The sequence below is a fragment of the Aureispira sp. CCB-E genome (assembly GCF_031326345.1).
Lineage (GTDB): Bacteria > Bacteroidota > Bacteroidia > Chitinophagales > Saprospiraceae > Aureispira.
Genome location: NZ_CP133671.1, coordinates 1,315,734 through 1,329,277, shown reverse-complemented (window position 1 = coordinate 1,329,277; position 13,544 = coordinate 1,315,734). Strand labels below are relative to the sequence as shown.

The window sequence follows — 13,544 nt, the reverse complement described above, 5'->3', positions numbered from 1 at the left end:
AAATAGTAAATGTTGTAACCTATCAACACCTCCACAACCTTAATGTATTTGCCAAAGGACCTCTATTCTTTTGTTATCAAAAATTAAATCTCAATCCAAGAGAATTAATTAATTCATGTGCATTACTACGGTGGAAATTATTTGAATTATAGGGCTTAAAAATATATTCTGCTTGAACAAAAAGCCTCAACTGTTGGCTCAATTGATAGTTAATATTTAACCCCATAGCTATTTTAGAATTGAAACGTTCTCTAAGATGTTCTGAAACATCGATCTTATCAATAGATTGTACATCTATGTTAGAACTTATTTCAAGGCTATAACTCACATCCAAATCAATTCCTATTTTATTTAGTTGTAATAAATTAAATCGATTCCCCACAGTTAGAGAAAATGATGTAATATTAAAGACCGCCTTTATATCGTATAAAATAAATTGATTGCATAAAAGGTCAGAGTCATTGATTTCATCTAAAGGCATTTTATTTCCTTGAATATTATAAGTAAAATAGCCTTCGTCATCATATAAAGCACTATAATTGAATTCAGCTTGTTTTCTATTATAATTAAAACCTACTATTGGATTTAATAAAGAATTAATTTGATAACCAAAACTTATATTTGCATTCAGTCCTGAGGATTTGAATTTTCGATTCGAAAGATCTCCAAAGACAAAAGAGGAATTCCATAAACTCATTTTATAGCTGGAATAACCAACTTTAGTTTCTATGAAAAATGGCGTTTTTCTAGGTTTATTTTTTCTTGAATCATTTTCTTTTACTACCTCTCCTGTTAACAACATTGCCAAGTCCTTATTTTCTATAAACATACTGTCAATGCACTCATCTTCTAACAATAATTCCTTAACAATCCTCTCTGCTCCTTCCGCATTCTCTTCCTTCTCTTCTGGTAACAACAATCCTTTAGATAGATCTTCTACTCCTTTATCTTCCTTCCCTTCTGATAATAACAATCCCTCAGATAGACGCTCTATTCCTCTACCTTCCTTTCCTTCTAGTGACAACAATCCTTTAGATAGATCTTCTACCGTAGCAATATCAGTGGGTAAATTTTCAGAGATATAGGCTTCCTTTTTATTGACATACTGTTTGTCTATCTTGTTTTGATTTTTCTTTGAATAAATAGTTGTTGGCAATTCATCAAAACCTGTTGATTTTGGTATTGCGTTTGATTCTTTAGAATTAAGGTTTGGTTCAGAGACAATTTCCTCAAAAGATGCCTGCTGCGGCAAATCATCTATTACCCAGTAAATAAATCCTAAACTTAGCAGGAGAAGCAATATACTTAGCATCTGAAAGAAGAAAAACAACCCTTTTTTACGCTTCTTCTCTTCAATTTCCTTTTCAATATTGTCCCAAACAAAAGAAGGCGTTTCTGCTTTACCTTCCTTTAAATTATCCCTAAATAGTTTATCAAATTCTGTCATAGTAGTTGTTAATTATTTGAACAGATTGATCTGCTGTTAAATATTTTTTAAGCTGAAACCTTGCCCTTACCAATTGGGACCTAGAAGTACTTACGCTAATTCCAATTAATTCACTAACCTCTTTGTGAGAATAGCCTTCAATAATGACTAAATTCACAATTGTTCTATAGCCATCTGATAATTGATTAATTGCGTTTAGTAGTACTCTTTGTAGATTTTCATCTCCTTTAGGATAATCAAATTCAAAGGATTGCTCATAAAAATCCTCTACAATATGGCTATTTTCCAGTTCTTCGTAAATCTTCCGACTTCGTAAGAATTCTAAGCATTTATTTACTATGATTTTTTTTAACCAGCCCTCAAAGGATCCTTTGCCAGAAAATGAGGGTATCTTCTTGTACGCTTGGATGAATCCCTCTTGCAAGGCATCACAAGCGTCTGGTCTATTCTTGAGATATCGCAGGCAGACGTAGTATAATTTATCAGCATAATGCTGATAAATTACTTTGAAAGCGGTACTATCCACTTTCTTTTGACATCTTTTTATTGCTTCTGTTACTAAGATAATACTTTATTTAATAGAAATTATACATAATATTGATCTGTGCAATTAGCTAAACTGCCTACTCCGTCATAGAGACCTATAGCCCATCCCATTCACTATTCGAAACCACTCTTTGTTAGTCTTAGGTAGACCACCTACAATACCTCTTAACATCCAATAATCAATACCAATCGTTTAGAAGTTCTTATCAAAAAAGTCTAAAACTCCATACGAAATAGCACAACAGCTAATTACTACACACACATCTATTTAAAGACCATAGACAGATAAGTTATCATATGTCGTATTTTCTGGCAATACAATTGTATTAATAGGACCTTCAATGACAACTCGATAACAAGGTATTCCATTTTCAGCATCTCCTAAAGGCATAATAGTATAAGAAATACCAGCAGGAACAGTCCCCAATGAAGCGCCATTTACTCTAAATTCATTGGGAGCGACAAGCAACATATCATTAGAAACGTCAAAAGAAATATGTTTCTTAGAAATCCTAAGACTTGAAAAATCTATCTCTAAATCACAATCTAGTAATTTTAAAAGACCACCAGAAAAATTGCTATTCCTCTCTTTATCAAAAGGGAAACTATCCCCCCATGCGATAAGTCCCTTTTCGCCTCCACCAACAGCACCAGTAGAACCTATATATTTAGCTCTAAAATAGACAGAATCTATATTGGTAGGATAAGGTAGGTGTTGTTGGTGCAAGATACGAATTCCCATAGTATGTATTAGTTTATAATCTGTGTCGGCAGAGTCGATAAATATATTTAGGGAATTATCAAAAACAAATGTACTCGCGTCCCATCCAGTACTATTGCGTGAAAGATCGTTTAGCAATAAGTCATCAATTGAAATAGACGCTCCTCCTAACTCTATAGTATTAATTTCTCCTAATAATTTCACCTCACCAAAAGTTTGAGATGCCATATATTCCTCAGGAGAACCACCATTTATTTTAAGGTTTCCAGAATGAAGCAAATCATCAGTTTTAAGGATAATTGACTTTAACCTTGTTGAATGGTCTACAGCAGAATAATCAAACAATACATCGGCATCTTTAATATTTAAAACTTTATCGACAAAGTTTGCGTTTGGATTGGGTAGCTCAGAAGCTGAAATAGTCTTTACAGATCCTAAATTTTGTCCAAGCCCAGAATAATCCTTATACTTTCCTTGCATCGTAACACTGTTATGAGCATAAAAAACAGGGCTATAAGTGGTAGACGAAAAAGATTCATTAATATTTACAACATCAAATCCAATATTTGGACATTTTTCAGGAATAGGAACTTCAACATCTTCTTTTTGGCAAGAAACAACAGTCATTAATAAAGCAACTAATACACCTACGATATAAAAAATACTCTTACTCATCTTTTGATTATTTGATAGTTATTAATTGATTAGTAGTTCGTTGACTAGCTTTGTTACTCCCTATGGTCGTGAGCTCGCATAGCTCGGTTCGCAGCTACTACGTGGTTTCAACGAACTATTGAATTGATGACATCCGTTAAAAAATCAACGGAGTAATAAATTGAGATTATTTAAGAATAAGGTTATCTAGAATTAATACTCCGTTGATTTTTTAGTTTCCCTACGAACCCGTAGGCTCACGAAGTAAAAACGTAAAAAAGCATCTTGCATTAGTTTGATTATCAGTCTTTTAGCATAAAGGCTAATAAGGATACATCTTACTGATAATCAAACTAATACGATTTTTCAACGGAGTAATGCTAGAATAGTAGTTATCAATAAACATCTTCATTATTTATCTCTTAGATGCAGACTTTGTAAAAACGCTGCATGATTTTTTATTTTTTTTAAGTCTGTGTACCAAACAAAAATTTTAAAATTGCTACCATAAAAAGTTTAAATTAGTACCCAAAAGAAAATATTATGATTCGTATATTCAGTTTTTTATTCCTTTTCAGCATTCTACTGGCTTGTAACCCAAGTTCAAAACTAAAAAATAAAGACATTGAAGATTTAGAGGATATTAATCTATTGCTTCAAAAAGTACGTTCAAAATACAATATGCCAGCCATGGCAGCAGCAGTTGTTCGCAAAGATGCCATTCAAGCCATAGGTGTAACAGGCGTACGACGTATTTATACCAAAGATAAAGTAAAACTTAGCGACCGTTTTCATATGGGCTCTACGACCAAGGCAATTACAGCACATTGGGCAGCAAGCTTGGTAGAAAGCGGGTTCATTACTTGGGATAGCAAGATTTTAGACATATTTCCACATTGGGAAGACGATGCATTAAAAACATACCACAACGTTACTCTATCTGATTTACTTTGCCATAGAGGCAAAATTCAGCCGTTTACAAGTGCAATGGACTTGGCTAGTTTGCCTCGATTTGCGGGCAACCCCATGGAAAAACGTCGTGCTTTTGCCAAATGGTTGCTCAAGCAAAACCCAGCAAAAGTTGGTAGTCAAGAAGGTTACGTTTATTCCAATGCAGGATATTCTATTGCTGCTGCTATGCTCGAAAAAGTAAGTGAAACAACTTGGGAGGAAGCTATTTTAAGCGATGTACTGGTTCCTTTAGATATCGATGCGGTTATTGGTTGGCCTACAGATAGCGACGCCAATCAACCTTTTGGGCATCATTCTGTCCATCCTTTAGATTCTAACCTTCGAGCTGTGACTGCTAGAAATATGTTTCAAATGGAAGACATTATTGCTCCCTCTGGTGACTTGAGTATGTCTATTGAGGATTACGCTAAATTTGTTCAAGCACATTTACAAGGTGTACAAGGACAAGATAACTTGTTAAAAGCTGATACGTATAACTATGTGCATTATGGTCGGGAGAACTATGCTATGGGCTGGACTAGGCTGCTAAAAAATGGCACACACGTTAGCACACACGACGGTAGTGCTGGTACCTTTTATTCTCATACGAGCATTTTGAAAGAAAAAGACTTGGGCATTATTATTTTTGTTAATGCTTCCAATATTTACGCTACAAAAGCCGTTTATACTTTAAAAAAACGTTTGCTAGATATTTATGACAAATAATAATTTCTTTGGCATAAAAATTATAACTATATTAATCGTATAAAGGCTATCCTCCAATATAGAATAAATGACAAAGTATTCATTTGGGCTTAGATACAATCCAATTTAAGTCCTTTTCTATATTTGATTATCTCGTCCTGTTTTTTAAACCCCAAATTTAAATTACATTATTGATCTACTTTTTAATCTATGTAGTATGCCATATACTAGAACTTATCTAATTAAAGGAGTTCTTATTCCCAATAAAGGTGCTACATTCAAAATGGCTGGTTATGAAACAAGTTCAACACCTATTTTTTGTTGTCCTTCTTACTGTTTTTGCAATGACAATGACAAAAGCACAAGATACTCCATTGCCCAACATTAGCTCTCAATATCTAACTCAAGGGAATGATTATGGTGCTGTAGTACTAAAAATCCAATATGCCAACCCAAAAAGTCATTGGGTTTTGGATGGAAAAACACTCGATTTTACACAACAAAATTTATATCAATTCTTGGATACTCGGTTTGAAAATTTAGAAGCAGCAGAGATTCAACAACATAATATAAAATTGGAAGCGCCCTCTGATATGCCCATTCACTACTTACAAGATGCTTATGCGTGGGTTCAAATTTATGGAAATAAAAGTTTACACCTAGCCATGTATGAAAGCATGCAACCCGATAAAAAACAATACCTTCCGTTAGATATCCTGCCCTTTACTCAACTAGAAGAAGCCTGCACTTATTACGCTACATCTACGAGAGGTTCCAATTCGGCAGTTGAAGCTTTCTCAACCATCCACCCCAATACCGAACGTTTGACAATGTCTAAAAAGATAGATTTAAGTTTAGCATCTAAAAAAATTCGTCCTGAACATTATATCCCTCAAAACATTCTACATATTGACCTTCGAGAAGGTAATGAAATAATTTTTAAAGGTCGTCAAGCCAATCCTTTGGTTTTGGGTTCTCTTATTCAAAGTGAGTTGGCTGCTAATTATAAGAATAGTTACGAAAAAGCAGCTCCGCAAAACTACTTGTGGATCAACCTCCGTATGAACAAAAATATTACCTATCAGCAGTATGCTGAAGTATTGGTTGCTCTGCAAGAAGCATTTCATTTATATTGGGAAGAATTGGCATTTAACAAATTTCAAAAAGCCTACTTAGATTTAGATGTGCAACAACGCTGGTCTATTCAACAGGCTAGCCCTAAATTAATTGCTCAATATGATGCCATTAAATTATTGTACATAGAAGAAAAGTTATCTTCGGATACTCCACAAACATGGTTTGAATTAAAATAAAACACCTTATATGCTAAAGTTTTTTTGATTTATAAAAATTCACGAAAGACCAAGCTACCTTTTAAGGGTAGCTTTTTTTATGTGATTTAGAAGAATGAATCTTAAGATTAATCGAAAAAATTATAAAACATATTCCATTTGCACTTATCTTTACTCCCACAAAAAGAATTCCTATTTATAATATTTTGTACGTGTTTTAAACAACAACTTAAAACAAGAGAATAAATCTAATTCTTGATATTGTACAAACTCTAACAAAGAACAACCAAAAAATAAATTAACCAAAGAATGAAAAAATTATTAGTTAGCTTATTAAGTTTAGCTACCCTACAACTTTCTGCTCAAACATACGAGTATAAAGTAAATTTAAACAACACAGCAAACGATCAATTAGCTGTAGAATTAAAAGTCCCAGCTTTAAAACAAAAAGACCTCTATTTTCACTTACCTGCAATGGTTCCTGGCACTTATAGTGTTTATAATTTTGGTCGCTTTATAAGCGACTTTAAAGCTTTTGACCAAGAAGGAAAAGAACTCTCTGTAGAACATCCAGATGTTAATACTTGGAAAATTACCAATGCCAAAACAGCTGCCAAAATCACCTACAAAGTAGAGGATACTTGGGACACCAATAAATCCAATGTTATTTTTGAGCCAGCGGGTACTAATATTGATAAAAATGTATTTGTTTTTAATAACCATGGTATTTTTGGCTATTTCAAAAAATACGAAAAACTGCCTTACAAAATTGAAGTAGATCGCCCTAAAGAATTGTTTGGAGGAACGGCCATGCCTCGCACAGGGGGAGATGCCGACACCGACATTTTTGAAACAGACAGTTACAACTCGTTGGTGGACAACCCAATTATGTTTAGTGCTCCAGACACAGCCATGTTTAAAGTAGGTAAAGCTTCAATCTTAATTCATACCTACTCTCCTACGGGTCGTGTCAAATCTAAAGATTTAACAGCAGATATCAAACCTATTTTGGAAGCTCAAAGAGAGTATTTAGGGGGCACATTGCCTGTTGATCGTTATGCCTTTTTAATCTTTTTAAACAAAGAAGGTGGTTTGTATTTATCAGGTTCGGCAGGAGCTTTAGAGCATTCTTATTCTTCTTTTTATTGTCTTTTTGAAGGCGATCCAGCAGGGATTAGCCAAACAGTTAGGGACGTTGCTGCACACGAATTTTTTCATATTGTAACGCCTTTAAACATTCATTCTAAAGAGATTCATAATTTTGATTTCATCAATCCTGAAATGTCTGCTCACTTATGGCTGTACGAAGGAGGAACAGAATATGCTGCACAACACGTTCAAGTGAAGCAAAAACTAGTGCCTATTCAACAATTTTTGGCTGCCATGAGTCAAAAGATGCGTCAAGCAGAGATGTTTAACCAATCTATTCCGTTTACGACCATGAGCAAAACTTGTTTGGATGAAAATAAATCTCAATATGCCAATGTTTACCTAAAAGGGGCACTGATCAATATGTGCTTAGATATGACGCTTCGTAAGTTGTCTAAAGGTAGTTATGGCACTCAAAATATGATGAACGATTTAGCCAAAAAATATGGCATTGACAAACCATTTAAAGACAAATGCCTATTCAAAGAAATTGGAAAAGTAACAGGCTTCAAAAAGGAGATGAAAGACTTTTTTGCGCGTTATGTCGATGGAGCAGAACCGCTGCCAATCGCTTCTTTGATGAAAGATTTTGGAATTGATTACAAAGAAAAAGGAACGATTACAGAGCTTTCTCCTTTTGGATTTAATATCAATACAGGGGTTACGTTCAATTTTGCAAAGAGTTTGATTGAAATTAAAGAAAGTGGTATTGATGCATTTGGTAAAGATATTTTAGGGTTCCAAGGGGGTGATTTGTTGTATAAATGGCAGGGACAAGAATTGACCATGCAAACATTGCAAAGTGTATTGGGTCAACACCAAATGGCAGCTAAAGAAGGGCTGGAACTAAGTGTCACCGTTTTGCGTAAAAATGCGGAAGGCGAATACGAAGAAAAAGAACTTAAGGGTACTCTAAAAAAAGTACCTGTAGAAGTTACACACGCTTTGTTTGTAGATGAGCAAGCTAGTGCCGAAAAGGTGAACCTACGTAAAGCTTGGTTGGGTGATTACATTTCTGAGTAATCAGAAAAACTTTTTCAAATGAATACTTCTTAACAACAGTTCTCTACAAAGTATTGTCAGATAAAAAAAGACTAAAAAGGTATTGGATTCTTTTCCGATGCCTTTTTTTTTATCTTAGTAAAGCTTTAGTAATCGTTCAGAAAAAATGAGTGATCAACAATAACAACAGTATTATCATGAAAATCCTTACCATACGCCTAAAAAACCTTAACTCCCTAAAAGGAGAGTATCGCATCAGTTTTGAAGAATCTCCTCTTAGAGATAGCGGCTTATTTTTGATTACTGGAAATACTGGGGCTGGTAAATCCACCATTTTGGATGCCATTACTTTGGCTTTGTTTGGTTTGGTGCCAAGGTTTGAGGATATGAATATCACAAAAAAAGAAAACCAAGTGTTAACACATGGTAGCAAAAGTTGTTATGCCGAAGTGGAGTTTGAAAGTATGGGCACGATTTATCGCTCAAAATGGAGTTTACGGAAAACTCGTACAGGTTCTTTTTCTGAGTCCAAACGAGAAATTGCAGAACTTTCTCCTGATAGGCTAAGTAGCAAAATTCTAGCTACCAAAAAGAAAAAAGTCGATAGCTTGGTAGAAAAATTATTAGGAGGATTAGACTTCAAACGTTTTACTCGTTCTGTTTTGCTTGCCCAAGGTGAATTCGCACAATTTCTAAAAGGTACTAAAGATAGAAGTACTATTTTAGAGCGAATCACTAATTCTGACCGCTATTCTAAAATATCTATTGCGGCTTTTGAACGTCATAAAGAAGCGTTATTAGAACTAGAAAAGCTAAAGGAGCAAAATTCCAATATTCAATTATTATCTCCTGAAGAAAAAGCTTTTTTAGCAGAACAATTAGTCTTGCTCGAACAACAACAACAAGAAAAAGAGCACACCCTCTTACAGCAACAAGAACAATTACAGTTGCTCCAAAAATTGGAAAATTTGCAAGCCGAACAAGAACAGTTGCAAGCACAATTTGAAACATTGTTATCACAAAAATCAACAGCTCAAGATTCTTTTGACCAACTGGCTTTGCATCAAAAAGCAATTGAATTTAAACCTGCCTTGGATGAATTAGAACAAACCATCCAAAACCAGCAGACGATTTTAGTTGAAATTGAAACCTTACAACAGGCGAATGCGAGCACGACAAAAGAATTAGCAACTCGTTCTCAGCAACAACAAACACTAGAAAAGCAATTGCAAGTTGCAAAAGAAAATTTCTTAGCTTTTGAGCAAATTTATGATCAAGTTGTAAAATTGGATACTCAGCTAGAAAGTGAAGAAAAAGTGGCGCTCGCTTTACAAAAAGAATTAAAAGAAACGTCTCTACTTGTAGAAAATAAAACCATTCTTATACAAAAAACTCAAGATGATAAAAAGAAGTTATTAGAAGATCAAACCTCTACAAAAGCATGGTTAGAACAACATCAAATCTATGCTTCTTTGGTGGATTCGGACACTATTTTTGAATTAAAAAACCAATACAAAGATCTTCAAAAATACGAAGAAGCTTTGTTGGCTATTCAAAAAAAGCAAGTTGCAACCAAAGATAAAATAGAGGCTTTAAATATACAAGCAAAAAAGCTACAGCTTGCTTTGCAAGAAAACCAAGCTGTTTTAAAAGAAGAAAAAGCAACTTATCTACAATTTTGTAAACAATACAAGTTAGATGCTTCTTTAAGTTATGAAACACATTTAACAGCGATACAAGAACACAGTGCTAATACCGATCAACTGTTACAAGCCTTAACCAGTGTTGAAGAGGAGCGTAAAAAACACCAAGAGTTATTACAAGAAGTGATTGAGTTGGATGAAAATATTGATAGCAAACAAACGGAGTTTGAGTTTTTAGATCATCTGTTTTTGCAATATGAAGAAGCCTTGCAACAAGCTCGAAAGCTCGAAAATTACTATGAATTAGTCTATCAAGAACAACAAGCCAAAAACGATTTGAGTGCTTTTCGTGGTCAATTAAAAGAGGGGGACGAATGTCCTTTGTGTTTCTCTGTTGAGCAGCCTTTTAGAAAGTTGAATGTTGATGTGAGTTACGCCCTAAAAAAAGCCGATCAAGATCGTACAAAAGCCAAAAGAGAACGGGAAAAAGTAGAGCAAACTTACTCTGAAAATACCAATCATCAACGATTAATTTTTTCTAACATCCAAGATTTGCAAAAACGAAAAGCTACTTTGGTTAACGACTTAACCTTGGTGGAAGAGAACATTCGTTTTATTATAGAGCAAAAGCAATTGTTTATTGCTCCTATTGTTCATCAAAAAGATGCCTTAAAAGCAAAAATTGAAGATACTTCAGCTTTGGTCAAGGAGTATATAACGTTAGAACGTGCTTTGAGTAAAATTCAGCAGAAGATTCAAAATAGTGAGAAAGATGAGGAATTACTTCACTCCAAACTTCATCAAAATACCTTGCACCTAAAAGACTTCAATCAACAACAAAATGAACAAGCTCTAGAACAAGAACATTATCACACAGAGCTACAAAAGGCGCAAGATTTTATAGAAAAACAACTTGCTAATTATCAACTAAAAGACGATCTACCAAAAGCTATTGAACATTTAGAGCAATCCAAAAATAAATATATAGAACAAACTGAATTGCAACAAAAGCAAGTTACAAAGCTTGAAAATATTGGCTTGCAGTTAAAAAATCTTCTAGATCAATTGAGCGAAAGCCAAGAATTGCTCAAAGGGAAACAAACGATTTGGGAACAGCATCAAAGAGATTTAGATGCCTTAAAACAGAAGCGTTTGGATTTATTTGGCGAAGCATCTATACAAGCAACTAAAACGGCTAAAACGCAAGAATTAGAGGAGTTGAATCGTCACTTAGAAGATAACTTAAAAGCAGTACAACAATTGGAGCAGTTGCAAGCTAAAAATGTTGGTATTTTATCCGAAAAAGAAAAGCAAGCGGTTCTCTTCCGTAATTTGGTGGCAGAAAAACAACCATTGCTACTGGATGCCATCCAAACAATAGGTTTAAAAGATTTGGAAACTTTGAAAGCAAGTCTTTTGGACAAAGAATTAGCGATTTCTATTGCACAGCAACAACAAGAATTGCAACAAAATATTGATCATAATACTGAGAAACAGCAAACCAATCAGCAACACCAAGCTGCCCTTTTAAAAACTACTACCGTTGAATTGCAGGAAAAAGAAACGCTTTTAGAAAACTATCAATTGCAACAAAAGCAAGTTAAAGATTTGCTCCAAGAGATTGGTAGTACAAAAGAAAAATTACGACACCAAGCTGCCCAAGAAGAAAAGAACCAAGCGCTTTTAGAAAAAATTAATGCTCATAAAAAAGAAGTAGAGCGTTGGGGGATGCTCAAAGAATTAATTGGTTCAAGTGATGGTAAAAAGTTCCGTGTCTTTGCACAAAGTATTACCTTAAAAAAACTAATTCACTTAGCCAATCAACATTTGCGCTATTTTATCAATGGACGATATTACTTAGAAAAACGCTTGGCAGAATATCAAGATAGACGACCTAATGATATTTTAGAAATTGATATTGTAGATACATTTCAAGCCAATAACAAACGTCCTTTGAATACGCTTTCGGGAGGAGAAAGTTTTTTAGCTAGTTTGGCTTTAGCTCTAGGATTGTCGGATTTAGCGGGTGGCAACGCAACCATTGAATCTTTATTTATTGACGAGGGGTTTGGCACCTTGGATGCCGACACCTTGCAAGTTGCTATTCGTGCCTTGCAAACACTAGAGTCCAAAGGAAAAACCATTGGTGTTATCTCTCATATCGAGCAACTAAAACAAAATATTCCTACCCAAATTCATGTCGTCAAAAAAGGTGGTGGTTTTAGCCAATTGAAAGTGATGGAAGTTTAATAAAAATGGTGTTGTACCAAGAACCCGTACAACACCATTTTTATTCTTATTGTTACAAACAATCTATACTTGTGCTGGTTGTGCTTTTGTTTTCTCCAATTCAGGGTTTTTGCGTTTGGTTCGAGAGTACAGACTCACGTTCTTATCGGTTAAGAAACGCCAGTTAACCGCCAACCAAGAATTATACGAGTGTAAATTATCATAAAACTCTGGTGCCATTTTTCTTAACTCTGGCAAACGGCTTCCAGGAATACGAGGAAAATCATGGTGCTCATTGTGGTAACCTACATTGAACGTTACCAAATTCAAAGGACCATAGTAAGAATACGTTTCTTGTCCTTCTTCAAATACATAATGCTCTGAAATGAAGTGTCCAGATACAGGATTTAGACCACCTGCAAACACCAATGACAAGCCCAAATAGAGCAAAGCATACAAGGCAGCAGATGTACTAACGTAAATAGCTAACCCTCCAAAAAATAAGGTCATAGCTGTAATTTGGAAAATAGCATTGTAAATAACCCATTTATTGATTTTCAATTTCTTTACCATCATTGGACGCAAGGCATAAAAGAAAATCTGACTAACAAACCAAATTACTTTCCCTATAAAACCTTTAAATAACATTGCTTCACCCAAGGTAGGAATATCCGTATCCTCTCCATCCGTTCCTTGTGACCAGTGATGTACTCCATGGTAGTATTTAAACGCCATAGCATAAGGGAAGATCATCGGAATATTAGCAAAAAAAGAAAAGTAGTTGTTGTGTGATTTTTTTTCAAATGCCAAGTCGTGTGTAATTTCATGCACTGCTAAAAACATAGCATGTACAATTGTTGACCCCACCAAGTAAGTTATTAATAAGAAAAGGATCCAACTGGTTTCGATCAATTGATAACTTAAAGCGGCTATAGTCATGTGTATGGTTACCCACAACACTGTAAAATATTTCATTTTAGGATTAATTCCAAAAAGCTCTTTGACTTCTGGGTGCGCCTTTAAAATTTCTTGTCTACGCTGAAAATGCGGTTCTTTATCGTCAGCCCAGTAGTAGTCATTTTTTGATGCTCTATGAATTGCCATATTTTATATTTTTTTGTTTTTTGATTGATACAATCAACTTATAAAATTGCATTACTACGTTGTTGAAAGATTGATTGACAGGCTATTCCTTGAATATTTAG

The 13,544-nt window shown here is 34.5% G+C and carries 8 protein-coding genes; 4 read left to right on the top strand and 4 right to left on the bottom strand.

Translation table 11 applies throughout. The features are described 5' to 3' along the window. Positions 1-76 precede the first annotated feature (76 nt). From QP953_RS05035 to QP953_RS05025, 3 genes are all read right to left on the bottom strand, one after another. Entirely contained in the window at positions 77-1,447 is a 1,371-nt protein-coding gene (locus QP953_RS05035) for a hypothetical protein (protein WP_309554166.1), read from the bottom strand. Next, a complete protein-coding gene (locus tag QP953_RS05030; protein ID WP_052594556.1) occupies positions 1,434-1,973 on the bottom strand; it encodes an RNA polymerase sigma factor in 540 nt (179 codons plus the stop codon). Before QP953_RS05030 ends, QP953_RS05035 begins: the two co-directional genes overlap by 14 nt. A 288-nt stretch (positions 1,974-2,261) precedes the next feature. Next, positions 2,262-3,389 carry a hypothetical protein gene (locus QP953_RS05025; RefSeq protein ID WP_309554165.1) on the bottom strand — a complete coding sequence of 376 codons (1,128 nt, stop codon included), beginning with the start codon at positions 3,387-3,389 and terminating at the stop codon, positions 2,262-2,264. Between the two features lie 522 nt (positions 3,390-3,911). On the opposite strand from QP953_RS05025, the gene QP953_RS05020 reads away from it, so the two are divergent. The 4 genes from QP953_RS05020 to QP953_RS05005 all read left to right on the top strand — a co-directional run bounded on the left by QP953_RS05020 (position 3,912) and on the right by QP953_RS05005 (position 12,360). Next, on the top strand, positions 3,912-5,045 hold the full coding sequence (locus tag QP953_RS05020; protein ID WP_052594563.1) for a serine hydrolase: 1,134 nt from the start codon (positions 3,912-3,914) through the stop codon (positions 5,043-5,045). Between the two features lie 272 nt (positions 5,046-5,317). Next, positions 5,318-6,337, top strand: coding sequence for a hypothetical protein (locus QP953_RS05015; protein WP_309554163.1), 1,020 nt, complete (start codon positions 5,318-5,320; stop codon positions 6,335-6,337). Positions 6,338-6,625: 288 nt separating this feature from the next. After that, positions 6,626-8,488, top strand: a complete 1,863-nt coding sequence (locus tag QP953_RS05010; RefSeq protein ID WP_309554162.1) for a peptidase M61 — start codon at positions 6,626-6,628, stop codon at positions 8,486-8,488. A gap of 176 nt (positions 8,489-8,664) precedes the next feature. Further along, on the top strand, positions 8,665-12,360 hold the full coding sequence (locus tag QP953_RS05005; RefSeq protein WP_309554161.1) for an AAA family ATPase: 3,696 nt from the start codon (positions 8,665-8,667) through the stop codon (positions 12,358-12,360). 63 nt (positions 12,361-12,423) lie between these two features. On the opposite strand, the gene QP953_RS05000 is transcribed toward QP953_RS05005, so the two are convergent. Next, entirely contained in the window at positions 12,424-13,443 is a 1,020-nt protein-coding gene (locus QP953_RS05000) for a fatty acid desaturase (RefSeq protein WP_052594571.1), read from the bottom strand. Positions 13,444-13,544 lie beyond the last annotated feature (101 nt).